Below are 23580 nucleotides of genomic sequence, written 5' to 3' on the forward strand. Positions count from 1 at the left end.
TATAGGATCTCCGAGGTCCGTTTAATTTTCTTCTAAAGAATATCACTTGCCTAATGCATTAAAGACAAAGGCATAAGTAAAATATACGCGGTACTTATCATTTTAGCTATACTAATCTTTTTAGAGTTTCAAATATGAAATGAACTTTTTGTAATCTATCTATGTACTATTCGAGAAGATGTGGTAAAAAAGACACAATTTTTGTTTTGTTAACTTTGGGCCTTATGGAGTGAATAAAGAAAAAAACTTCAGATATTTGCGAAAAAAAATCGAAAATGTCTTGAACTTTCTATTGATACCATTTATGCAACTCCTTGGAGAGGTGGCCGAGTGGTCGAAGGCGCTCCCCTGCTAAGGGAGTAGGGCTCAAAAGGCTCTCGAGAGTTCGAATCTCTTCCTCTCCGCCACTCTTCTATAAAATCAGTGATAGTGAAGTGTAGGAATTTTAAGCGCGTATGGCAATAGTCCTTGATACTGAGCGTTTATTAAGAATTCTCTTTCCTTTTAACATCGTTTTTACCTATACGCCTGCCTCGCTTTTGATGTGCAAGCAAATGATTTTGATTGATTCAAGATAAATCAGATTTGAAAAAATCTTATGATATTTGAGTTCGGTCTATGATTATTATAACTTATTGTTTTATCAATATGGTGTCTGTTGAAAGCTCGATATGGCAAGGATCTAAAGAAGTCTCGATCTCTTTTAGAAGGAAATCTTGTAGAAAAAACTTTATCAGGGTTGGTTTTCTTCTTACTTAAGACTTTTGAGAGTGTTTTATCCATCTCATGATGATCAAACCACATAGGAAAAAAGTAAGGGTCGGTAAGATGAGGTAATAAGAGGGAGAAATTTTTGCAGGAAGAAAAGAAATAATACTTAATACGATAATTGAAAATAGTCTGCCGCTAAAAGATACAGCACCGATAACACCAGAAATATGCTGCGTTTGTGTTTGATTCAGTTCTGAGAAAAATAAGCTTTTTGCTCCTATTGGGACAGTGCAAATAAATCCATGAATTAAAGAGAACGCAATGACGGATGCAGCTGTTTGATTGTTATGAACGAAAAAATAGAGTGCAATGCACATCAGAGAAGAAAAGAAAGAAAAATATTTGATAGAATTCTTATAATTTTTATCAAGGACATGATACTTAGACATCAGTAAATTTGAAAAATACTGCGCTGAAAAGGCTCCAATATGACAGCACATGAGGACCAACATTTGCAAACCATTGAGGTGATCAATTTTCCCCCCTTTGCCAAGGATAATGGGTTGCCAGAAATGATAAATAATCTGAATTCCAGCACTAAAAAGACACATGAGGAAAATAAACCATGCGCCTCCCAAGGTGTTTTGAAAGATCCACAGTGTTTCCTTGGCATTATGCAAGATTGTTTTTGTTGTGTGTGTTTCAATCACTGATTTCTTTTCTTCAGGAACAATAAGAAAGACCAAAAAAATAGCCCCCATCATGAGGCATGAGATAATATATCCCATAAAATATTGTCCAGAATAATAGATCGTTCCAATGCCTACGATCCCACTGAAAATACTTCCGAAGGAGTTCACTTGGTGATAAAGATGCGCATAATGCGAAAAGAGATCCTGTTTATCATCAAGAGAATGGTAAATCCATCCATCAATGGCGCTGACAATAATGCAAATGCCTGCTGCATAGAGAATTTGTGCAATAATAAGCACCGGCATATTAGGGGCTTGAAGGCATAGAAGATAAAATACTCCCGTCAGAAAAACACCAGTCATTACGGAATATTTACGTCGATATCTATCCGCTAAAACAGCACAAGGAAAATCAAGCAGGAGAATAGTTGTGGAAAAGACAACTTGAAGCAGCGCCAATTGCGCGAGACTAACCCCCATCGACATTAAAAAAATCGCATGGTAAACACCAATGAGCATGCGTACGGCATTATAAGAGCCATAGGTGAGAGCAAGGGTACGTGGTCTGTTCATTGTGTTGTTCCATAGATGATTGTACAGTGGGAACTCTGACTGAAGAGAATGTTTTTCTGTATATTTCGAAATGACGATCCTCTTGTGGAAAACGGTATCCTAAATAGAAAATCGATAACCATTACTTTTATCATGAAAACAACAACCTAAAAGAGCGCTTAATTGAAGATAGTCTTTAGAGATTACAGACAGAAAAAACAAAGAAGCCAAACGTGAGATGAAAGCTTTCATCTCATGACGAATAATGGTGAATTTTAAATTTCATCTACCATTTTTTGATCTACTGCGCTGTAAGAAAAACCCAATTCCCCCAATTCATACTTCTCATTTATCATTGATTATAAACACTTTTTAGCACACTCCAAAACGGCATCTTTTTACGAATAACAATATATCCTGTCTCTCAAATTATAGCTTTGCTCATTGCTTATCCCCATTGATTAAATCAATTTTCCCCTGAAAAATGCTATTTGAGAAAAATGCATCCTATCAGTTTATATTCTACGATCTTTAATTAACTTAAGAAATGTAGCAATAAAAGATACTATAGCAAATGAATAAATTTGAATTTTTGTAAAAAACGCAATTTTTTATGGCTGCGGATAAAAAAACAAATCTACATTAAAAGTAGTCTTTATACCATTCAAGATCGTTGATTATTTTTATCCATTTTATGGGACAAGTATAATTATTAATTAAAATATTAATTTTGAGCTATTTATAATATTATATTATAATTCTTTGTTAATTCACGTATAAAGTGATTAACTTTCTCCCATGGACATATAGAAATAAACAGAAAAGTTTATAACTAATCTGTTGAATAAATTACTTTTTATAGCTTTATTTTTTTGTATAATTTATCCTTTTTTATTTTTATCGTAGATTATTTTAAAGAGATTGAATAAATTTTACTCCGAATCTTTTGATGAGAATTTAGGTATTTATTTTAAGGTATTTTGTACGAGAAAATGGAAAAATGTTTACAAAAAAAATTCTGTTGAGAGAAGGCTTATTGCTGATCATATTTTTGCTGACATATCTTGTGTCCGCCTCGCGTGGCTATACGGGCGTGGATAGATTATTTTGTTCCCAAGTTGTTAAGGAGCGGGATGATGCTGTCCAGAGGCTGGATTCAGCCACGTTTGAAAAAGAAAATGCGCAACGGGGATGGAATGATACAAGGAAGTTAGTAGGGATAGCGGTAGAGGATTTGAAGAGAATAGCTCTTGAACAGCAGGAACTTTATTTGGCATTGCTGAAGACTATGCCAAACAACAAACAACTTACTTATAAATATGAGATAACGCAAAAACGAAACACTGCAATTTTGGAGCGGATTGAGAAGTTTTTTACGCTATTTGAACATGTTGAGAAAAGAACAGAAGCCTTTCGAGGGTTAAACAAAGTCGATCAACTTAAGGATCAGTCTCAGTCATTACATACTTTAGAAGTGATTTCTAAACATTATGGACATGTTGATGAACTCAACAAAGAACTTGAAAGGCTTAATGACGAAGTTGGTCGTTTAAACAACAAACTTCAAAGCCTGAAGAAAATATCGCGATAAAGAAACAGAAAGTTGTTCATTAATGCAATGGGGAAGAATGCGTGAGATGATTAACAACAATTTTATTGAAAAAGGAATAATCGGTGGGATTTGCAATAGTACTCATCATATCCGTTATGGTTATTATAGGAACCCTTTGTTTTTTGTGTAATAGGAACTGTGAAAGAGCAGAAAAAGATCGATGGAAAAGATATAGAGAAGCACGAGAAACAGGCTCTGAAAATGAAGAATAAAATGAAACGAGTATGACAATACAAAAAACACAACTACAGCATGAGAGACTTCAAAATCTAAGCGTAAAAAATATTTTCTTGCATGGATTATGATATTGGTTGTCAATATAATACATGAGAACAGTTAAGGAGAGGCTCTTTATTAAGGAGGAAGATAAGGGGACTTTATGATTGAGAGGCTTCTGTCTTGATTAAACAGGCTTTGTAGAGAAATTTCCCCTTATGATTTTAAAAGAGTATCGTTTTTTGAACATTCAAAGTTCATCCTATTTTGAGGCTGAATGTTGTCATAAGAGAGCTCTTTAAAGATTTTGACTTTTTAAAAGTGGAAACCATGTGGGTGTTAAGTATGACAAAAAAACACCTTGAAAAGAAGTTCTGATTCATAATCATTGAGGGACGTGTTGAAAAATCCTATTCTCTTACTTTTATTCGGGCTTCCCTAACGTCTTAAAACATACATGAAATCAGTAAATTATAGGATAAAAAAAGAGCATGGTGCCCGGAAGAGGACTCGAACCTCCACGCCTTGCGGCACAGGTACCTGAAACCTGCGCGTCTACCAATTCCGCCATCTGGGCTTATAAAAATCATCTAAGCGTGTGAAGCAATTCTGTCAATAAAATTATAGAATTTATTTTCTCTGTTTAAAACGATTGAATTAAACTTTTGGAGGGCATCATGGTTTTGAAAGTTTAAGGTGTGATGATTGTCTTTGATGCAATGGTTGAATCAGGATTAAAGGTGTAAAGAATAGGAATGCCGGTTGCTAATTCTTGAGATATAATTTCCTCACTGCTCAGACCTTCAAGCGCCATAATAAGAGCACGAAGAGAATTCCCATGTGCAGCCATCAAAACAGTTTGAGAGCGCAAAATGTGAGGCTGAATATGGTAAAGATAATAAGGCCAAATGCGCGCACCGGTATCGCGTAGACTTTCTCCATTCGGAGGGGCAATCGTATAGGAGCGGCGCCACATTTGCACTTGCTCTTGCCCCCATTGTTGGCGCACTTCATCTTTATTTAAACCAGAAAGATCTCCATAATTACGTTCATTCAATGCGGAGGTTTTGATCACTTCTAAATCTGATTGTCCCATTTGCTCTAAAATGTGCTGAGCTGTTTTTTGGGCGCGCTGTAGAGCAGATGTATACGCGATATCAAACTTCAAACCAGATTCTTTCAGTTTTTTTCCTGCTGCTATCGCTTCGGCATGACCTTTTTCCGTTAAATCAGGGTCTTTCCAACCCGTAAAAAGGTTTTTGAGATTCCATTCGCTTTGTCCGTGACGGATGAGTACAAGTGTGCGTCCCATTCTGAATTGCCTCTATTTTATTGATTGTTTAAAATTCATCGTTTAATCCCAAGACATCGAGCATTGAATAAAGACCATTTTCATGGTTTTTTGCCCATAAAGCTGCTTTTAATGCACCATTAGCAAAGATGGAGCGTTCTTGCGCTGTATGGGAGAGAACAATGCGCTCATGGGAACCGGCAAAAATGACACTGTGTTCGCCAACAACTGTTCCGCCCCGTGAACAAGAAAAGCCAATGGAACCTTTTTTGCGTTTCCCTGTATGGCCATTGCGTTCGTTGACACGGACATCTTGCAGCATAACATGACGTCCTTCAGCTGCTGCTTGCCCAAGAAGAAGAGCTGTTCCAGAAGGGGCGTCAACTTTGTTCGCGTGATGCATTTCATAAATTTCGATATCAAAATCATTGGCTTCTAATGCTTTGGCTGCTTTCTTTACAAGGTTGGCTAAAAGATTTATTCCAAGGCTCATATTTCCAGATTTGACGATTGTTGTATGTTTTGCAAACTCTGCAATTTTTTTTTCTTCTGTTTTGCTAAATCCTGTGGTGCCAATAATATGGACAAGTTTTCTTTGAGCAGCATAGTGAGCATAAAGAATACTCGCTTGGGGTTGTGAAAAATCTACAATCCCTTCTGTGTTTGAAAAAGCCTTTTCGAGATCATCTGTGATGCACACCCCAAGAGAATCTGAACCGATTAAGGTACTGGCATCTTTTCCTACAAAAGATGAGCCTTTGCGTACAAGAACAGTATAAAGCTCTACATCCTTCCTCTGCCGGATTGCTGTAATGAGTTCACGTCCCATTCTTCCATTTGCACCAACAACTGTAAGGCGCATTTTTATCTCCTTATGATGCTTTACTGCCCCGTAGTATAGGCAAATTCTTGCCTTCTTTCCAACCGTTCTTTTTCTTTATAGGGAAAAATTTTTTCTTGCTTTAATTTATCCTTTTGTACTGTAAAATTCTATCGTTTAAGCTAAGTGGATAAGATGTACAAATTATAAAGAGGTGTTTTTTGTTCAAGTGTGTGATGGAGGGGGTGAGGTTTTCTTGTAAAGCCTAATAGGGATTGTTCATTACTTGACGTTTTTATTTCTCTCGTTCTTTAATGGGGCACAGCCCTCATGTAAAATAAAACACTTCAAATAAAATACATTTCACTTATGCGCTCGTCTTAAAAAAAATATATCTCAATGCTTTTAAGCTCGTTTTGTGATGGCGTGCGTGAAGGGGATAACGAGAAATCTCCATGAATAATATAAAATCTATTCTGTACGGCTACCTTTCATAAAAGCGCAAATTGGCACCCTCATACGCTTTGCTCACTCTTGGACCTTGAAATGATTTATAGGTATTTTATACAATTTTTATACACCAAATGTTATCTGTGAATAAAACACATAAAAGGGGGAAGAAACAGGAAGATGTCTGAGAAGTTGGATTGTTCACACACGGGCGTTGGTCGGATTCTGTATCTTTTGGGTCAGTCAGTTGAAAAAGTTATTATTTTATAAAAACGCATCATGATGGCACTTTTTTATTAAGAGCAAATGGTGTGCATATTATCCCCTGCGTTTTTTATAGATTGGGAAGAATAGAGGGGAACCATGCGTTAAGTATTGTTATTTTATTGGCCTCGCTTTCTAATGGTGCTGCAGCTCTTGTCTTTAAAGAAAGAGTTTAAAACCTTTTGTTAAATATCTTTATTTCTATAATTAGTCTTTTTGTGGATAGAGCAAAAATTGATTTTGGGGGTTCAGGATAAGAAGGCTTGAAATAAGAGATTATGATGGGTTTTTATTTTCTGTTCAATAGGATTATGAATTAATCTATTCTTGTATTATTTATATGCAGGCATAAAGATTTATAAACGGGGAAGTCTTCTTTAGGTAAAATTTCATTTTTACTTGTTTTGGTGAGAGGAGACTAGAAATCAAGATCAGCATAGTGAGTACTTGCAACAATTCCACGGACACGATCTGTTAAAAGAGAACGAAAAGAAGGTCGTGATTTTATCCGCATATACCAGTCTTTAGCAGCAGGGGATTGTTCCCAGTCAATTTCCCCTAAAAAGTCAAGGACAGAAACAGCAGCGGCGGCTGCTAGGTCAGCATAGGATAAGGTAGAACCCACTAAACTATCGCGAGAGGCACAGAGCCAATTAAGATAGTTCATATGGGGTGGGATATTGGCGCGTGCATTGCGTAAAATTTGTGAATTGGGAGCGCCACCGCCAATGGAAAGGGGCATTTCACGTTTATGAATCCGTTCTCGTACAATATGACGTGTTGCTTCATTTTCAAATTTATTTAAAAACCAGTCATTAAGGCGGCGGACTTCCGCACGATCTAAAGGATTTTCTGGAAAAAGTTTATTGTCTTGTCGCAAACTTCCATGCGTTTCATCTAAATATTCACAAATAACAAAAGGACCTGATAATGGAACCTCGTGTTCATCGAGAAAAACAGGAACATGACCGGCGGGATTGAGAGCGAGAAATTCGTGTCTTCTTGCCCATTCATATTCTTCAATCAGTTGAGTGGCTACACCATATTCTCCAAGAATGAGGCGTATGAAGCGCGAAGCGGTGGAGAGGGGAGAGTGAAAAAGTGTCAGCATAATTTACACAACTAAATAGAGTGGATAAGAATTCTTTCAAGTCATCCTTTTTTATAAAGGTGCTTGATGAGAAGTACAAGATCATTAGCAGCTGCTGGCAATTATGCTTAATAAATTGTTAATAATATGAATGCCTTCTCTTATGCAATGGTTTGCAAAATGGCAGTACGTAATTCTTCCAAACCGTATGCTTTTTCTGAAGAGGTTGCAAGGATCTCAGGATACGCTGCTGGACGTTTGAGAAGTTTTGTTTGTGTGGTCATCATTAATTTTTCCAAAGCATTTGATTTTATTTTATCGCTTTTTGTCAAAACAATTTGGTAAGAAACGGCCGCCTTGTCAAGGAGTGCAAGAACATCTTCATCATTATTTTTGATTCCGTGTCGTGAATCAATCAAGAGATATACACGCTTTAGTGTTGTGCGTCCCCGTAAATAGCTAAAAATCAAATTTGTCCAAGCATCAACCAGATTTTTAGGTGCAGCAGCAAAACCATAACCTGGCATATCTACCAATGCAAAAGGGGGAAGGTCTCCTTGTTGTCCACTGAAGCCATCGGGGACAAAATAATTTAGCTCTTGAGTGCGTCCTGGTGTATTTGAGGTTCGTGCTAAGCCTTTTTGCTGGACAAGTGCGTTGATTAAAGAGGATTTTCCAACATTGGAACGTCCCGCAAATGCGATTTCTGGTGGTCCTTCAGGGGGAAGAAAGCGTATTGCGGGAACACCACGAATAAAAACCCAATTGCGCGAAAAAATTCCAGAAAGGGAAGAATCTCTTGTCATTCTTGCACTTCTTTTTTGGGTGATTTTCTCCACATGGCTTTCAAATTGTCAAAAAGCTCAATTTTAACTCCTTGGCGCTTCATCATGATACCTTGCTGAACGATTGACAATATATTGTTCCATGCCCAATAAATGACAAGACCAACAGGAAAAGAGGCGAGCATATAAGTAAAGACAACAGGCATCCATGTGAAAATCATCGCTTGGGTTTGATCTTGAGGAGCGGGATTCATACGCATTTGTAAAAACATTGTTATTCCCATAATCAAAGGCCACGCACCAATCATAAGAAATGCTGGCGTTGTGTAGGGCAAGAGACCAAACAAGTTGAAAAGAGACGTTGGATCAGGGGCTGCTAAATCTTGAATCCAGCCAAAGAAAGGGGCATGGCGCATTTCAATGGTGATATAGAGAACTTTATAAAGAGCAAAGAATATTGGAAATTGAACCAACATTGGCCAACAACCGGCAAGGGGATTAATTTTTTCGGTTTTATACAGTTCTATGATTGCTTGCTGTTGTTTAGGCCGGTCATCAGGATATTTTTCTTTTATTTCTAGCAACCGCGGTTGTATAAGCTTCATGCGCGCCATAGATTTATAAGATTTATTGGCGAGAGGGAAAAGAAGTGTTTTCAAGAGCACTGTAACTAGAAGAATGGCAATACCAAAATTTCCTGTTTGCTTATAAAGAATGTCAATGAGGGCAAACATGGGTTTTGTGATGAAATCAAACCAGCCCCAATCAATTAAGAGAGCAAACTTGTTGATTTTTAGGTCATTTTGATAGTGATTAATGATTTCAACTTGTTTTGCACCAGCAAAAAGACGATTTGTAACGGTTTTTGTTTCATTGGGAGCAATCGTTAAAGGCGATCCTAGCAAGTCAGATTGATAATGTGTTTGCAAACGATCAAAATAAATAAAACGACTTGTATATTCTTTATCTTGCGGGGGAATAACCGCTACAGCCCAATACTTATCGGTAATACCAATCCAGCCTCCTGTTACTTTGGAAAAAGTCATACTCTTTTGTCCATTATCAGGATTTGGATCAAGCTCTGCTAAGGTTTTATATTTTTCAGTTTTGAGCGAATCTCCAGCAATACCGATCATCCCCTCATGAAGCAAATAGGTGGCATTGGTATGTTCTGGTGGTGCTGCACGTGCAACGCGCGCATAGGAGGAGAGATAAACCGGTTGATCACTTTCATTGCTGATAGAATCCTCAATGGTAAACATGTAATGATCATCAACAGAAAGGGTACGGCGGAAGATTTGTCCCTGTCCGTTATTATAGATTAAAGTGATGGGTGTTGAAGGGGTCAGGGTTGTATTGTTTCCCTCTATTTGCCACTGTGTATCAGATTGAGGTAAAGCTTTTGCTGGCAAGGACGCACTTGCAAAACCAAATTCAGCAAGATAGGTTGTTTTGAACCCTTTAGGATTCAACAAATCGATTTCCGGTGATTTCTTATCGACGGTTACACGATATCTCTTGAGGTGAAGATCATCAAATTGTGCACCAACAAGATTAATAGAGCCTTCCAATTCATCTGTTTTGATCGCAACACGCTCTGTTTTGGCTAATACAGCTTTCCGGATTTCAGGAGTCATTGGCTGTTCGATGATTGATGTTGCTTGATGTGTTGAGGGATCGTCAGAAGAATTCGTCGTGGTAATAGAAAGGGATGAATGTTGTTTTGACGATTGCTGTTGTTGCGCAATGACTCGTTGTTTTTGTAACTTTGCTTGTTTGGGAGCAACATGAAGAAATTGCCATGCGATGAGCACTACGAAAGATAAGCCAATAGCGATAAAGAAATTGCGGTTATATTCCATTCGTATTCCCTTGTTGTCGTTGCTGATGTTTTGTTTTTGGTTTTATTCGCCGATTCAATTCACTAATTAAAGATGTGAAAGGCGCATGTAATGCGTCACGATACGCTACAATGACATAGTCAGTCCCTGCTTCCATGTGGTTTGTTACACCAACCCTTACAGCTTCACGCAAGCGCCTTTTTATACGATTCCGTTTCACAGCATTCCCGTTTTTACGGGTAACAGTGAAACCTACACGCGCAACAAGAGAAGATTTTCTTTCTGTTGTTTGTTCACGAGATTTAACTTCGAGTAAAAATAAAGGACCACGTCGTTTTTCTCCTGTACGGACAGACAAAAAGTCTGCTCTTTTGCGAATGCGGCAGGGATGTTTTTTCTTCATAAAAGAACATTTCGCAATTTCACTAAATCCTTGGCTGACCAAGCATTAGAGGTTCATAACAAAAGTTTCACAACGAAGAAATAATGAGCAGTCGTCAACGGTTGTGAAAATTTAAGTGGTTAAGCAGAGAGCCGCTTACGTCCACGAGCACGTCTTGCAGCAATAACTTTACGTCCTCCAGCTGTAGCCATGCGTGCACGAAATCCATGGCGGCGTTTACGGACAAGTTTAGAGGGTTGGTACGTACGTTTCATTTATTTAAATACCGCGGAGTGCGGCCCTTCTTAATCTTCGTTTTATGAGCAGTTCTGCGCGTGATGAACAATTTTATCCTATCAGACAGCTGTTAACCCATAAGAAAAAATATGAAAAAAGTCAATCTCAGATTGTTTTTTCTTACGTTTGAAAAAATACAAAACACCTTATAACTGTTTGTGACACTTTTTTATGATACTTTGAAAGTTTCAGAAAATAGCGGTTGAGTCTGCAGAAAATGAACGGCAAGAATGTTAAAGACTTAAAGAAAGCATGACAGATTATTGTATGCTCAATTAAAAAAATATTTTGATATTAAGAGTTTTTCTCAAGTTTTGTGTTTTATAAAATCCTTATCAAAATATTCATTAAAGTGTTAGTGCACAAACGTGATTGATAGGCTTTTAATAGCGGATTTTGTGCATGAGTTTTTTTATTCAAGAGTGGTTTCGTGTTTTATAAAGAGATAAAATGTAAGGCATTTATATTTTGTAACTCTTAAACTAAAGTAGAAAATATTAGGTGATGAACCTGTCAGTATTTTTCGTTCGTATGCTTGTATTTGTTGGTATTTTATAGAGAGGAAAGAGCGTGGATCCTATCACAAGTGAGGCTGTCCGCAACGTGCTATGTAAAGTCAAAGGACCAGGTCTTGAAAGCGATATTGTATCGTTGGGGCTTCTTTCAGAAATATTCATTGCTGATGGCAAGGTTTTCTTTTCCATTACAGTTCCTGATGGACGCGTGCAAGAATGGGAATCATTGCGCCGTTCTGCTGAGGAGCTGGTATGCGCTTTGGAGGGGGTCCAATCTGTTGTTGTTACGCTTACAGCAGAAAAAACAACAAAGGGAGTACCTCGACGCAGAGCGAATCTCTTGCCTGTGAAAATGCCCATAGAAGGGGTACGTCATGTTATGGCTGTTGCTTCTGGAAAAGGAGGGGTGGGAAAATCGACGATGGCAATCAATATCGCTTTAGCTTTACAAGATTCAGGTTTCAAAACAGGGGTGATGGATGCAGATATCTATGGTCCATCTTTGCCACGTTTGACGGGACTTGTTAACCAAAAACCACAGTTCATGGGAGGAAAAAAGATTCAACCTCTTGAAAAATTTGGTCTTAAATTAATGTCAATGGGTTTTTTGGTTGAGGAAGAAAAGCCGGTGGTCTGGCGTGGTCCTATGGTTATGGCTGCTGTAACGCAATTGTTACGAGATGTTGTATGGGGACCTTTGGACGTTTTAGTCGTCGATATGCCGCCGGGTACAGGGGATGCACAACTAACACTTGCACAGCAGGTACAATTAACGGGGGCGTTGGTTGTTTCTACGCCGCAGGATCTTGCTTTAGTTGATGCACGTAAAGCGATAGAAATGTTCATGAAAGTTAATGTTCCTATTTTAGGACTGATTGAGAATATGAGTTATTTTATCGCTCCTGATACAGGAAAACGCTACGATATTTTTGGCCATGGTGGTGCACGGGGAGAAGCGGAACGTCGAGAGGTCCCTTTCTTAGCAGAAATACCGCTTGATGCAGCTTTACGATTTTCTTCAGATGAGGGGATCCCTATTTTTGTTGCTCAGCCTGATGGTGAGCATGCTCAACTATATCGTACAATTGTTGATCAGATAAAAAATAAACTCTTTTGAATGTATGTTTGTTTAAGAGAGTTTACTAAAACACAACGATGAAAGACGTAAAAATCGTTGCTTCTTATGAAAGAAAGAAAAATGGGAAAAGACTTTGTCAGTCTTTTCATTCAAATGTTAAAGAATGAATGATCTTCCTATAAGCAATTTGGTGCTATAAAAATATCTTGAAGATTAACCAAAAGATTTATTGCTATTCATGTCAATTAAAAGAATGGGTAAATTAAAGGAATAGGCACTTAAAAAGCCCATTTGTTCTGCTCTTGAAAGATCTATAGCAGAAAATTTTATCAATTCATGTTCACAAAAAGCTCTATTAATCACCCAATAATTCTCTCTTAATTGAGATGAGAAAAAATGTTGCTCAAGTCTTGTTAGAAGCATTTATTTTTTGTAAAGTCACCTCAAGAGCCATTGTTAAAGCTCTTCTTCCCCCTTGATGAGAAAAATAATTTGACAAAAATTCATTTGTTCCCCCCTTTGTTGAAAATTCTTTTTCAAGCAGTGAAAAATTAAGATTGGTAGAACGATCCGTTGCTATAATTTTACGCATTTCATCCGTAAGATTTACAAACATCATGGTAAGGAACTCTGCTGATTGCTGTTTTTTCAACCCCTGTGTTATAAACCATTGATGGGCTGTTTCTATAAAATTAAAGTATACGCCCATAAGAGAACCCGCTGTCATAAAAAGATTAAACTGCTCTTCTTCCTCTAGCACCAAGGTGCCGCCCAATGCATCAAATAAGGTACGTAAAAAGGGATGATCGGGATAAATGGGGGTTAAATTTTTGCACTCTGCGACAAAAGGTAACGGAACAGCACGATAAACTTTATGGTTGATCCACGCTTCCACTTGTGCTGCTGTTGCCATAGCGAGAACGGAAACAACCAAATGTTCTGGACGAAAACGAAGAGAGCGCAAAACACTTTCTGCAATTTGGTTGGGCAAACAAAGAAAAATACACTCACTCACATCGAGCAACGCTTGGTTATTTTCAGCAATCACAACCTTATCATAAGTGCGTGAAAGACGCTCTGCTATTTCAGCATTGCGCGGTGAAACAATAATGGAAGAAACATTAAAGGCGCTTGTCATGAGGCCATCGATTATGCAAGCGCTGATTGTACCTGTTCCCAAAAAGCCTAGTTTCATTTTTATTTCTCAGTTTTATCTTTTAAAAGGAATCTCAATCAATATTTCAGGTGTTTTAACTAACATAAATGCTAATTGAAGAAGCAACACAGAGCATTGCAAGAATAATCAACCCCAAATAGATTTTGGGCTTGTCAAACAGAACGGCAAAAGCAGAAAACCAACCAACAATAGCTGCGGCTAATGCAAATAAAAAACCTGGTTTATTCATCAGTACAATATGCATTGCCATTAAACCACCAATAATCAGCGCTCCAAAAACAATGAGCAAACCTGTTGCAAACTTTTCATAATCATCCATATTTCGCTCCTTATAGCGCTCAAACGATTATAGACTTTTTAACGTATATATACATAAAGGAGAAATGTTTTTTATGGAGTATGGTTAAAACATGGGGCGCCTCTTATTGGTCAGAGGTAAAAAATGCGGGGATATGCTGTGGCAAACGCCAAGGTAAAATTGCAATCAAATCAAAGCGTACAGACAAAAGCGCATAATCTTTTTGTCGTGCAAGCCAAATATCGGCTGCTGCCTCAATTCGCTTTTCATTCATTCGGGAAACCGCTTCCATTGCTTCCGCCAACGTTGAACGTGCTTTAACTTCAACAATTAACACAAGGTTTCCACGTCGTGCAATTAAATCAATTTCCCCACACTTTGTTTTAAAACGCATTTCGGCTATGTGAAATCCTTTGAAACGCAACCACCAAGCGGCCAATTTTTCTGCACGAATCCCTCGATAAAAAGACTTTTGTCTCTGTTTTTTTTGTATCGTTTTACGCATTATTTTACATATTTTTTAGAAAAATTAGCCGTTGGAAAAGTTCTTGCTTTTTAAACCCAGTCTTTTTTGCAACCAAAGCTGCGGCTTGAGCCGCGGAATGTGTTTGTGCGTGTTCTAATAACACTTCATCAACTTCTTGATCACTTAGCACATTTAAGCAAGAAGATGATGACTCTCCAACAAGCACAACAATTTCCCCACGAATCTGTGTCTGTTTTTTATAACTTTCCAACAAACTTCCCAAATTAGAAACGTCTACGGTTTCAAATTTTTTGGTTAATTCACGACAAATGGCGGCAGGTCTATCCGCTGAGAAAAGAGTGACCATATCTTGTAAAGTTTCAATAAGACGATGTGGTGATTCATAAAAAATCAAAGTTGCTGGAATCTCTTTTAATTGTTCCAATCGTTTTTGACGCTGTGCTTTGCGGGAACTCAAAAAACCTGCGAAGAAAAAGCTATCGGTCGGAAGCCCTGTCGGTATCAGGGCAGCTAAAAGAGCTGAGGCTCCAGGGATCGGAATAATTTTATGACCTTTCTTACGGGCTTCTTCAACTAATCGAAATCCAGGGTCAGAGATAAGCGGTGTTCCCGCATCTGAAACAAGCGCTACCGTTTTGTTTTCTGCTAAAGCCGCTAAGAGCTTTGGACCTGCTTTTTGCGCATTATATTCATGATAGAGAAAAGCTTTTTTTTGAATACCGTAACGTTCCAACAAAACACGTGTTATCCGCGTATCCTCACACGCTAAAATATCAACACCTGCCAGCACTTGCAAAGCACGAAGCGTAATATCTGCAAGATTTCCAATAGGCGTTGCTACAAGATAAAGCCCTGGCTCTATGATGGGGGCCGAATAAGCATGTGTACCTATAAAATATACTTTCTCACACATGCTCTTTTCTCTTCATCAAATTCTCCTTACCACAATAAGATTTTTATCCGTACTCATAAGTTATTTTTTCTCACTTTTTACCAGCAGATTTTTATCATTACAACGGCTTATTTGCTCGAGACTCCTTGCTGAAATCGTTGATCACTTCACAATAGGATAATTTTTTGTATCGTGAAAGAGCTTAATGCATGAAGGTGATTGATAGATTTCTGATTTGAAGGAAAATATTTTGATTCATTGCGTTTTGTCTATTTCAATTTTAGGAGAACGAACAATGATGATATTGGAAGGAGAGATTACATATTGGGGTAGAAGGGACCCTCGCTGCCTTGTGGACAGGTCCAGGTGATGTTTTGATTTGGATCTTTGAGGTCGCACGTTTTACAATGTATGCAATTTGAAGCGTTGATCCTATACGTTAGATGATCATGAGACTCTAGCCATTCGTAGACAGCGGCGGGGCAATAGCGTGTAGAAGGTCCTCCATAGATTGCATATTCGGAGTCCTTTTGTTTTTCTAAAGAGGCTATTTTTAAATGACAAGGTTGATTTTCTTCATGGTGCGTATTGGAAAGGGCAACACTTGTAAGGCGGTCAAAAGTTATAATACCATCGGGTTTTGGGTAAGCAATGGGGTGAAATTTTTCTGCTGGTTCAAGACAGGCATAATCTTCCTTGCCATGGGAGAGTGTTTTAAATAAGGAAAATCCGAATAGTTGTTGCCACCACATATCAAAACCGGCAAGTTTAATTCCATATTTTGTCCCATATTTTGCCCATAGCGGTTTGGCATTTCGCACTTTATAAAGATCTTTACCGATGGGCCCTTTTCGCCATTGTTCTTCGATTTCTTTAACTTCATCGTGGGCACGACCTTGTGCGAGAGCGGTAGCAATTTTATCGGCGGCTAATATCCCCGATAAGATGGCATTGTGTGATCCTTTGATACGAGGAACATTGACAAGGCCAGCCGAGCAGCCAATAAGCACTCCACCAGGAAAGGTGAGTTTTGGTACAGATTGCCATCCTCCTTCACTGATCACACGCGCCCCATAGGAAAGACGTTTTGCTCCTTTGAAGATTTCATAGAGTTTTGGATGGGTTTTAAAACGTTGAAATTCTTCAAAGGGAGAAAGATAAGGATTTTTGTAATCTAAGTGCACAACAAAACCGATAGAAATGATATTGTTTTCTTGGTGATAAAGAAAACCACCCCCACCGGTATAATTGTCTAAGGGCCAACCGGTGAAATGTTGCACTAAACCGCGTTGGTGTTTTTCGGGATCAATTTCCCAGAGCTCTTTGAGACCGAGACCAAATTTCTGGGGTTCACGATTCTTGCTAAGGTTAAAATGCTGTATCAGTTGTTTTGCAATAGAGCCGCGTGCGCCTTCCGCAATTAGTGTATATTTTGCCAATAATGCCATACCAGGCATATAATTTTTTCCAAGCGTTCCATCTTTGTTAAGTCCCATATCCCCTGTGAGAACACCAATGATGGCTCCGTTCTCATTCTGGATGGTTTCTGTTGCAGCAAAACCTGGATAAATTTCTACACCCAGTGCTTCGGCTTTTTTGCTGAGCCAGCGGCAAACATTCCCAAGTGAAACGATATAACACCCGTCATTGGATAAGATTTTGGGGTGCAAGATATTGGGCAATCGTGTCGCTTTTTGAGGCTTTAGAAAAAAAAACTGATCACGGGTGACAGGGGTTGTGAAGGGATGGTCGTGATCACTTCTCCATTCCGGTAAAAGTGTATCAATACCGATGGGGTCAACAACGGCGCCAGAAAGAATATGGGCTCCAACTTCAGTCCCTTTTTCAACAATTGTGACAGAAAGCTCAGGATTAATTTGTTTCAGACGAATTGCTGCAGAAAGCCCTGCAGGACCTGCTCCGACAATGACGATGTCAAACTCCATACTTTCACGCTGGTCATGCAGAGGTGCTTTCATGGCTTATAAAGCTTTCTCCAATTCTGGAACAGTTTGGCGTGGATTGCCCACAAGAGGTAAAACAACGATTTGCATGGCGAAAAGTTCTATTAGTGTCGATTTTCTGTTTGAACAATCATTTTGTGAAAATTCATCTCTTCCTGTTGAAGAAGCTGAGAGGCATTCATAGCTTATAAAGCTTTCTCCAATTCTGGAATAATTTGGTGGAGATCACCGACAAGGGCGTAATCGGCAATTTGCATGATGGGCGCTTCTTCATCTTTATTAATGGCAACAATAATTTGTGCATCCATTATACCGGCTAAATGCTGGATTGCACCGGAAATGCCAACAGCGATATAGAGTTTTGGGGCAACGACTTTTCCTGTTTGTCCAATTTGCCAATCATTGGGAGCATAGCCTGCGTCAACGGCTGCGCGGCTGGCACCTAAAGCAGCATTTAATTTGTTTGCAAGGGGAAGAAGAAGGTCCATAAATTGTTCTTGTGAACCAAGACCACGCCCGCCTGAGATAATAACACGTGCCGAGGTAAGATCAGGACGATCACTTTTGTTGGTTTCTGCTTTTACAAAAGAAGAAAGATTGGGATTAGGTGCTGGTGTTATTGTTTTAATGGGGGCAGCATTATTTTGAGAAGGCGTTGGTGGGAAAGAGGCTGTGCGAACGGTGATAATCTTTTTGTGATCATTGCTGCGGACAGTTTCAATTGCATTGCCTGCATAAATGGGACGTTTGAAGGTATCGGGTGAAAGAACGGCGGTAATATCTGAAATTTGCATAAGATCAAGAAGAGCAGCTACGCGGGGCAACACATTTTTTCCAGTACTACTGGATGGCGCCATGATCACATCATAATCATTGGCTAATGCGATAATCGTATCGGCCATAGGCTCGGCAAGTTGATGAGCTAAATAGTCAGCCTCAGCAATAAGAATTTGCCGCACACCATTAAGTTTAGCACTCCTTTCCGCTGTCGTTTGAATGTTTTCTCCGCAAACCAAAATATCGACATCGCTTTTGAGAGCATGCGCTGCAGTGAGAACTTTTGCGGTTTCTTCTGGATTATGATCGGCTAATAAAAGAATTGCCATAAATTTTTACCCTTTTATGTTGAGTATTGCTTTTACTCTAGAGAATATTAAATGCAGCTTTTTTGTTTGAGTGCACTGACAAGCTCTGCGACATTCGCCACTTTAATCCCAGACTGACGGGGTTTGGGCTCTTCAACACTTAAAATTGCCAAGCGCGCTTTCGTATCGATGCCAAGATCAGCAAGAGTTTTTTGTTCAATGTTTTTCTTTTTTGCTTTCATGATATTGGGGAGAGAGGTGTAACGCGGTTCATTGAGCCGTAAATCGGCAGTCATAACCATGGGAAAAGGAAGACAAAGGGTTTGTGTTCCATTATCAACCTCACGCGTAACGGTAGCATATCCATTTTCTATGTTAAGATGTGAGGCAAAAGTTGCCTGTCCCCAACCAAGAAGAGCGGCGAGCATTTGTCCAGTTTGGTTGTTATCGTCATCAATTGCTTGTTTTCCTAAAAAGACCATGTCGGGTTTTTCTTCATGAACAATGGCTTTGAGAACCTTAGCGATGCTTAAGGGTTCAAGTGTTTGATCTGTTGTGACAAGAAGGGCGCGATCTGCCCCCATGGCAAGTCCTGTTCGTAAAGTTTCTTGGGCTTCTTCTTGTCCAATTGAAACAAGAACAATTTCTGAAACTTTACCAGATTCTTTTTGGCGAATTGCCTCTTCCACGGCTATCTCGTCAAAAGGATTCATAGACATTTTTACATGAGATAGATCAACACCTGTATTATCGGGCTTGACGCGTATCTTGATATTATAATCAACAACACGTTTGACAGCGACAATTATCTTCATGATGATCCTCTTTGTTTGTCTGATCACAAGTTTATAGCAATCTTCATAAGAAACCAAATTGTTTAGAATGAAATCTCATTGATAACTTGTGTTTTCTTTCATATAAGCTTTTTTATGTTTACTTGTACTTTCTTGTCGTCATTTTCAATCGTCATCTCTTTTGCCTTTTTATAATTGCCTTATTTGCTTGAATAAAAAGTAAAAAAATAATCTGTCTTGTGAGAATATTCTTTGTTTCGTTTTATAGGCTTTGTTTATGATGAGGAATAGAGATTTTATGCAATGAAAAATAAGTGAAAAAAATAAAAATGGGGAATGGTTTTACACTTCAAATTTTGAGGGTAGAAAAATTAAAGATCTTTCTTTCAAATAGTTGGGGTGAATATTAAGCAAATATTTTAGATAAAGATTGGGAAAAAATATTGCTAACAAAAAAATTGGGAGTTCTTAAAGCTCTATTTACTAAAATAGCGCATACTTTCTCATCATTTCTTGTGATTCTTTTCAAAAAGGTTAATGAGGGGTAAGCATTTGTGAATACGAAGGGTCATACGATCGATCAGGCAGCCAATCAAGTTCGGAGTGATCAATTCTCTTCTTTTATTGAGCAGAAGGGGAGATCGGATACAAGAGTGGATACGTCTGTGGAAGTAACAATGTCCGATATTGCTCAAAAATTACGCACTGTTTATGCACAAATGCAAATGAAACATTCACCTCATCCTTTGAATCAGCAGGGGGCTGTCGAAGAACATTTTAAATCTTACTTAGATGATATTAGTCGGGCTATTTTGGCTGAATATTATATTCGTCGCCAAAGGGAAAAAAGACTTTTTGAGTCTTTAGAGCAGATTAAAACACTTATTCAAAGTTTACAGAGTGAAAAAAAAAGCTTAGAAGAAGCTGCGATAACACGACAGGTGTCTCGTTTAAAATCATCTGATTCCGTTGTGCAGAAACTTGCTCATATGGAGTGTGAGAGAAATCAAGAACGCTTATTCCTTCAAAAGGTGCAAAATTTTTCAGGACAAAACAGTATAACACCATGCCAAACAAATGTTGAAAATGCCTTACCGCAAGAAAATGAAAGTTCTCTACCCAGTGATGCACTTTTGCCAAGCGAGGCCCTTTTGCCAAGGGATGCTCTGAAGTCTTCTTTTAAAAAGACAGAAGGAGCAGCGGAGCACACTGTGATAGAAGAAAAAAGTATGGGGGTTCCAGCATCTAACCATTGCTCAGTATCTCATCATTGCATGGAGAATGATTTTTCTCCTCCCTTAAAGGCGCGGTCTCGCAGACATGTCTCTTTTTTATCTGTTTTTATAAAAAAAAGTGTCCTTTGTTTTTTAACCGTTGCATTTATGGGGGCGATAACGTTATGTTTTTATAGCTTTTTAAAAGGAACTCGTTTTTTTTAATTTTTACGCTGTTGATGTTAATAGATATGAAATGGATTACGCATTCATAAATTGTGCAAAAGTTATAGAAATTCAAATTATCCTTTATAAACACGCAACAGAGATTATTGGAAAAGGGAGAGTTGGAGAAAGACTCTCCAATTGCTAAAAAGCCTCAAATTATCTTAAAGGTTCTGCCAGTGAGTATTTATTTACCGATTGCTGAAATGTCACTCAATATGCTGATCTTAATTGGTATGGGAGTCGTTGCTGGTTTTTTTTCAGGTCTTTTTGGCATTGGGGGTGGTTTTCTCATCACGCCTTTATTGATTTTTTATAATATTCCTCCTGCTATTGCTGTTGGAACAGGCGCTAATCAGATGATTGCATCATCTGTAACGGGGGCAATTACACATTTTAGACGACGGACTCTTGATATCAAACTTGGTATTATTTTAGCAATTGGAGGGGGGCTTGGTTCATTAATCGGGATTCAAATTTTTTCTGTTTTGAAAAAGTTAGGTCAATTAGACCTCATGATTTCCCTTCTTTATGTGATTCTTCTTGGAAGTATAGGAAGCTTGATGATTGTTGAAAGTTGGTATGATATGAGGCGTAAGCGTAAGGCTGGGAAAGCCAATGTTCGTCTTGCAAGTCGACATCGACATAACTGGATTCATCGTTTACCGTTAAAAATGCGTTTCCGAGCTTCTATGATCTATGTCAGCATTATTCCAGTGTTAGGGATTGGTCTCATTGTTGGGTTGTTGTCTTCTATTATGGGAATTGGTGGGGGATTCTTTATGATCCCTGCATTGATTTACCTTCTGCGTGTTCCAACCAGTGTTGTGATAGGGACTTCACTTTTTCAGATTACATTTGTGTCCTCTTTCACGACAGTTTTGCAAAGTATGACTCATCAGTCCGTTGATATTGTCTTGGCTTTTTTGTTAATGCTTGGAGGAAGTATTGGCGCACAATATGGAACACGGGCTGGACGGAAGTTAAAGGCTGAACAATTGCGTATGGCCCTTGCATGTTTGGTGTTGATTGTGTGTATGCGCCTTGCTTTTCAATTATTTGTACGCCCTGATAATCTTTTCTCTCTGGATATTCTTATGAGATAAAAATGGGTAGATTATTTTCTTTATACATCATTGCAAGTTGCTTTTGTTTTGTTTCTTTTTCTACATGGTCACATGTGGGGATGACAGAAAAAACATTCCTTGATCAAATTGATCACGAAACTGTCCAAATTATCGTTACAACGAATACGATTACGGTGGATACAAATTTTGCTGGTCGTGATCTTTATATTGCTGGTGTTTTGGAAAATATTGATCCTTTATATTCTCAACAGAACCGTTACGATGTTGTTGTAAGTTTGGAAGGACAAACTCGGCCAATGGTCATGCGGGAAAAAAAACGCAATGCCGGTGTATGGGTTAATACGGATTCCCTTATTTTTAAAAATGTGCCTCTTTTTTACTCTATGGTTACAACGCGTGAAATTGATGAGATTACTAGCATCGAAGATTATAAACGTTTGGGGGTAGGGGTATCCTATTTGCCATTACAGACAGATGAAAAGGATCAGAAAAAAGTACAAATCTTTCGTGATGAACTTATAAAACTGCAAAAAGCTAAAAATCTTTATTATGAAGAAGTCGGCGGTGTTCGTTTTGGTTCTGATAAACTTTTCACAGCACATTTTCGTTTACCTGCCAATATTCCTGTTGGGCATTATAAGGCTCGTGCTTATCTTTTTCGTGATGGGCAGTTTATTGATAGTGCAACAACGACTCTTGAAATTGTTAAAGCACATATCGCTTATACAATTTTCTATGCGGCGCACAAGTATCGTTTCCTTTATGGTGTGGTTGCGGTGATTATCGCTGTGAGCACAGGATTTTTATGTCGTTTTATTTTTCGAAAAGACTAACACCCAAGAAAAATATTTAAGGCGTCTATTTTTTATGAAAAATGCGTAAGATGAGAAAAATAGGCACAACAATAATAGCGCCCATCATGGTTATGTGGAAGAAGTTTTTAAGCGTTATAAATCCTGTTCCCCATAAAGAGTGAAGAAAATCTAATATTTTTTGTATGAGGTTGTGAGGTGTCCATCCAAAAAATTTCATTACAATACCCATGAAGAATGAAAGGATAAGTAATTTTAGACTGACACGACTGAATGTTTCTTTAAGAAATACATAAAAAGAATTTGACAATTTTTTCTTTCGGCTCATTTAAATATACTTTCGAATCTCTAGTGTTTTTGTTGTATTATCATCGTAGAGTGATTTTATTATCATAAAGGAAAAATATTTTCTTATTTTTTTACCACCTTTGTACTGGTGTAATATCGATACCGGTCGTTGAAATACACGCGCATTTTATTACATTTTCACGATATTTTCACGGAACTTCTTTTATTAGATGAAGAAATCTCCTTTTATTTCTGAGAATTTCTAAGGGAATTTTTTAACGTTTTGATATTTCGCATTAGGGGGAGCGTTCTCATCCGTTAAAGATTTCGTAACGGACTTATTATTATTCCGTGTATAGAAATAATATTTTAAGGCAATTTACTTAAAAAAAAGACTATCTATTCTGATAATGCTGTGCTTATATAGGTATTATATTTAGATATTTCAACCTTAGTGAATTGGAAAGATATTTTTTGCTGAAAAATACAAGCAATGAATTGAGTGTTGTTAAAGGAGCGGGGTATTAAGATAGGATGTTGAAAAAAGTTTTGTGCTGTACGAACACTTGAGTAAATATCAGGGGGTTGCGGTGCTCATGCGCTTTTTGTTTTGAAATAAGATATAATGAGGAGCTTGTTATTGAGCGGGGAATTCGAAAT

At 38.1% G+C, this 23580-nt stretch carries 22 protein-coding genes and 2 tRNA genes; 7 read left to right on the forward strand and 17 right to left on the reverse strand.

Features of this window, described 5'->3' with window-relative positions; genetic code table 11:
- The first annotated feature begins 316 nt into the window (after positions 1 to 316).
- Positions 317 to 407: transfer RNA gene (locus T429_RS0106650), tRNA-Ser, on the forward strand.
- Positions 408 to 755: 348 nt separating this feature from the next.
- On the opposite strand, the gene T429_RS0106655 is transcribed toward T429_RS0106650, so the two are convergent.
- Positions 756 to 1976, reverse strand: a complete 1221-nt coding sequence (locus T429_RS0106655; RefSeq protein WP_005773101.1) for an MFS transporter — start codon at positions 1974 to 1976, stop codon at positions 756 to 758.
- 979 nt (positions 1977 to 2955) lie between these two features.
- On the opposite strand from T429_RS0106655, the gene T429_RS0106660 reads away from it, so the two are divergent.
- Positions 2956 to 3546 (forward strand): hypothetical protein, encoded by a 591-nt coding sequence (locus tag T429_RS0106660; RefSeq protein WP_005775167.1) that lies wholly within the window; start codon positions 2956 to 2958, stop codon positions 3544 to 3546.
- Positions 3547 to 4275: 729 nt separating this feature from the next.
- Here the strand turns inward: T429_RS0106660 and T429_RS0106670 are convergent.
- The 8 genes from T429_RS0106670 to rpmH form a co-directional block, all read right to left on the reverse strand.
- Positions 4276 to 4360: transfer RNA gene (locus T429_RS0106670), tRNA-Leu, on the reverse strand.
- A gap of 114 nt (positions 4361 to 4474) precedes the next feature.
- On the reverse strand, positions 4475 to 5095 hold the full coding sequence (locus tag T429_RS0106675; RefSeq protein ID WP_005773103.1) for a 2,3-bisphosphoglycerate-dependent phosphoglycerate mutase: 621 nt from the start codon (positions 5093 to 5095) through the stop codon (positions 4475 to 4477).
- A gap of 28 nt (positions 5096 to 5123) precedes the next feature.
- Complete coding sequence (gene dapB / locus T429_RS0106680; protein ID WP_005773104.1) at positions 5124 to 5936, reverse strand: 4-hydroxy-tetrahydrodipicolinate reductase; 813 nt, start codon at positions 5934 to 5936, stop codon at positions 5124 to 5126.
- Between the two features lie 1090 nt (positions 5937 to 7026).
- Positions 7027 to 7719 (reverse strand): glutathione S-transferase family protein, encoded by a 693-nt coding sequence (locus T429_RS0106685; RefSeq protein ID WP_005773105.1) that lies wholly within the window; start codon positions 7717 to 7719, stop codon positions 7027 to 7029.
- A gap of 140 nt (positions 7720 to 7859) precedes the next feature.
- A complete protein-coding gene (yihA, locus tag T429_RS0106690; RefSeq protein ID WP_005773106.1) occupies positions 7860 to 8504 on the reverse strand; it encodes a ribosome biogenesis GTP-binding protein YihA/YsxC in 645 nt (214 codons plus the stop codon).
- Positions 8501 to 10345 carry a membrane protein insertase YidC gene (gene yidC, locus T429_RS0106695; RefSeq protein WP_005775169.1) on the reverse strand — a complete coding sequence of 615 codons (1845 nt, stop codon included), beginning with the start codon at positions 10343 to 10345 and terminating at the stop codon, positions 8501 to 8503. Before yidC ends, yihA begins: the two co-directional genes overlap by 4 nt.
- Entirely contained in the window at positions 10335 to 10727 is a 393-nt protein-coding gene (gene rnpA / locus T429_RS0106700) for a ribonuclease P protein component (protein ID WP_005773109.1), read from the reverse strand. The genes yidC and rnpA overlap by 11 nt, the downstream gene beginning before the upstream one ends.
- A gap of 119 nt (positions 10728 to 10846) precedes the next feature.
- Entirely contained in the window at positions 10847 to 10981 is a 135-nt protein-coding gene (gene rpmH / locus T429_RS0106705; RefSeq protein ID WP_005864709.1) for a 50S ribosomal protein L34, read from the reverse strand.
- Between the two features lie 592 nt (positions 10982 to 11573).
- Here rpmH and T429_RS0106710 point away from each other — a divergent pair.
- The gene (locus T429_RS0106710; RefSeq protein ID WP_005773110.1) at positions 11574 to 12635 is read left to right on the forward strand and encodes an Mrp/NBP35 family ATP-binding protein; all 1062 of its coding nucleotides are present in this window, start codon (positions 11574 to 11576) and stop codon (positions 12633 to 12635) included.
- Between the two features lie 364 nt (positions 12636 to 12999).
- Here the strand turns inward: T429_RS0106710 and T429_RS0106720 are convergent, their stop codons facing one another.
- The 5 genes from T429_RS0106720 to T429_RS0106740 form a co-directional block, all read right to left on the reverse strand.
- A complete protein-coding gene (locus T429_RS0106720) occupies positions 13000 to 13791 on the reverse strand; it encodes a pyrroline-5-carboxylate reductase (RefSeq protein ID WP_005773111.1) in 792 nt (263 codons plus the stop codon).
- A gap of 55 nt (positions 13792 to 13846) precedes the next feature.
- Positions 13847 to 14092, reverse strand: a complete 246-nt coding sequence (locus T429_RS0106725) for a hypothetical protein (RefSeq protein WP_005773112.1) — start codon at positions 14090 to 14092, stop codon at positions 13847 to 13849.
- A 103-nt stretch (positions 14093 to 14195) separates the two neighbouring features.
- Complete coding sequence (locus tag T429_RS0106730) at positions 14196 to 14564, reverse strand: YraN family protein (protein ID WP_195890865.1); 369 nt, start codon at positions 14562 to 14564, stop codon at positions 14196 to 14198.
- Positions 14565 to 14580: 16 nt separating this feature from the next.
- Positions 14581 to 15471: a 16S rRNA (cytidine(1402)-2'-O)-methyltransferase gene (rsmI, locus tag T429_RS0106735; protein ID WP_005773114.1), complete on the reverse strand. Its 891-nt coding sequence runs from the start codon at positions 15469 to 15471 to the stop codon at positions 14581 to 14583.
- 296 nt (positions 15472 to 15767) lie between these two features.
- Positions 15768 to 17429, reverse strand: coding sequence for an electron transfer flavoprotein-ubiquinone oxidoreductase (locus T429_RS0106740; protein ID WP_005773115.1), 1662 nt, complete (start codon positions 17427 to 17429; stop codon positions 15768 to 15770).
- Between T429_RS0106740 and T429_RS10635 the strand changes: the two genes are divergently transcribed.
- On the forward strand, positions 17428 to 17598 hold the full coding sequence (locus T429_RS10635) for a hypothetical protein (protein ID WP_154645787.1): 171 nt from the start codon (positions 17428 to 17430) through the stop codon (positions 17596 to 17598). The genes T429_RS0106740 and T429_RS10635 overlap by 2 nt on opposite strands.
- A gap of 1 nt (position 17599) precedes the next feature.
- Here T429_RS10635 and T429_RS0106750 read toward each other — a convergent pair whose 3' ends face one another.
- Together T429_RS0106750 and T429_RS0106755 are read right to left on the reverse strand one after the other, a co-directional pair.
- Positions 17600 to 18520: an electron transfer flavoprotein subunit alpha/FixB family protein gene (locus T429_RS0106750; RefSeq protein ID WP_005773116.1), complete on the reverse strand. Its 921-nt coding sequence runs from the start codon at positions 18518 to 18520 to the stop codon at positions 17600 to 17602.
- Positions 18521 to 18567: 47 nt separating this feature from the next.
- Entirely contained in the window at positions 18568 to 19314 is a 747-nt protein-coding gene (locus tag T429_RS0106755; RefSeq protein WP_005773117.1) for an electron transfer flavoprotein subunit beta/FixA family protein, read from the reverse strand.
- Positions 19315 to 19847: 533 nt separating this feature from the next.
- Here T429_RS0106755 and T429_RS0106760 point away from each other — a divergent pair.
- The 3 genes from T429_RS0106760 (at position 19848) to T429_RS0106770 (ending at position 22653) form a co-directional block, all read left to right on the forward strand.
- Positions 19848 to 20732 (forward strand): hypothetical protein, encoded by an 885-nt coding sequence (locus T429_RS0106760; protein WP_005773118.1) that lies wholly within the window; start codon positions 19848 to 19850, stop codon positions 20730 to 20732.
- A gap of 179 nt (positions 20733 to 20911) precedes the next feature.
- Positions 20912 to 21838, forward strand: coding sequence for a sulfite exporter TauE/SafE family protein (locus T429_RS0106765; RefSeq protein WP_026500922.1), 927 nt, complete (start codon positions 20912 to 20914; stop codon positions 21836 to 21838).
- Positions 21839 to 21840: 2 nt separating this feature from the next.
- Positions 21841 to 22653, forward strand: coding sequence for a TIGR02186 family protein (locus T429_RS0106770; RefSeq protein WP_005773120.1), 813 nt, complete (start codon positions 21841 to 21843; stop codon positions 22651 to 22653).
- 25 nt (positions 22654 to 22678) lie between these two features.
- Here T429_RS0106770 and T429_RS11080 read toward each other — a convergent pair whose 3' ends face one another.
- A complete protein-coding gene (locus tag T429_RS11080; protein WP_026500923.1) occupies positions 22679 to 22960 on the reverse strand; it encodes a DUF6460 domain-containing protein in 282 nt (93 codons plus the stop codon).
- Between the last annotated feature and the right edge of the window lie 620 nt (positions 22961 to 23580).

The organism is Bartonella elizabethae F9251 = ATCC 49927 (assembly GCF_000518165.1).
GTDB classification, from domain to species: domain Bacteria; phylum Pseudomonadota; class Alphaproteobacteria; order Rhizobiales; family Rhizobiaceae; genus Bartonella; species Bartonella elizabethae.

What these genes read in the sequence shown, in the direction of transcription:
- T429_RS0106655 (WP_005773101.1), bottom strand. Translation starts at nt 1,976, where the DNA reads ATGAACAGACCACGTACCCTTGCTCTCACCTATGGCTCTTATAATGCC.
- T429_RS0106660 (WP_005775167.1), top strand. Translation starts at nt 2,956, where the DNA reads ATGTTTACAAAAAAAATTCTGTTGAGAGAAGGCTTATTGCTGATCATA.
- T429_RS0106675 (WP_005773103.1), bottom strand. Translation starts at nt 5,095, where the DNA reads ATGGGACGCACACTTGTACTCATCCGTCACGGACAAAGCGAATGGAAT.
- dapB (WP_005773104.1), bottom strand. Translation starts at nt 5,936, where the DNA reads ATGCGCCTTACAGTTGTTGGTGCAAATGGAAGAATGGGACGTGAACTC.
- T429_RS0106685 (WP_005773105.1), bottom strand. Translation starts at nt 7,719, where the DNA reads ATGCTGACACTTTTTCACTCTCCCCTCTCCACCGCTTCGCGCTTCATA.
- yihA (WP_005773106.1), bottom strand. Translation starts at nt 8,504, where the DNA reads ATGACAAGAGATTCTTCCCTTTCTGGAATTTTTTCGCGCAATTGGGTT.
- yidC (WP_005775169.1), bottom strand. Translation starts at nt 10,345, where the DNA reads ATGGAATATAACCGCAATTTCTTTATCGCTATTGGCTTATCTTTCGTA.
- rnpA (WP_005773109.1), bottom strand. Translation starts at nt 10,727, where the DNA reads ATGAAGAAAAAACATCCCTGCCGCATTCGCAAAAGAGCAGACTTTTTG.
- rpmH (WP_005864709.1), bottom strand. Translation starts at nt 10,981, where the DNA reads ATGAAACGTACGTACCAACCCTCTAAACTTGTCCGTAAACGCCGCCAT.
- T429_RS0106720 (WP_005773111.1), bottom strand. Translation starts at nt 13,791, where the DNA reads ATGAAACTAGGCTTTTTGGGAACAGGTACAATCAGCGCTTGCATAATC.
- T429_RS0106725 (WP_005773112.1), bottom strand. Translation starts at nt 14,092, where the DNA reads ATGGATGATTATGAAAAGTTTGCAACAGGTTTGCTCATTGTTTTTGGA.
- rsmI (WP_005773114.1), bottom strand. Translation starts at nt 15,471, where the DNA reads ATGTGTGAGAAAGTATATTTTATAGGTACACATGCTTATTCGGCCCCC.
- T429_RS10635 (WP_154645787.1), top strand. Translation starts at nt 17,428, where the DNA reads ATGGCTTATAAAGCTTTCTCCAATTCTGGAACAGTTTGGCGTGGATTG.
- T429_RS0106740 (WP_005773115.1), bottom strand. Translation starts at nt 17,429, where the DNA reads ATGAAAGCACCTCTGCATGACCAGCGTGAAAGTATGGAGTTTGACATC.
- T429_RS0106750 (WP_005773116.1), bottom strand. Translation starts at nt 18,520, where the DNA reads ATGGCAATTCTTTTATTAGCCGATCATAATCCAGAAGAAACCGCAAAA.
- T429_RS0106755 (WP_005773117.1), bottom strand. Translation starts at nt 19,314, where the DNA reads ATGAAGATAATTGTCGCTGTCAAACGTGTTGTTGATTATAATATCAAG.
- T429_RS0106770 (WP_005773120.1), top strand. Translation starts at nt 21,841, where the DNA reads ATGGGTAGATTATTTTCTTTATACATCATTGCAAGTTGCTTTTGTTTT.
- T429_RS11080 (WP_026500923.1), bottom strand. Translation starts at nt 22,960, where the DNA reads ATGAGCCGAAAGAAAAAATTGTCAAATTCTTTTTATGTATTTCTTAAA.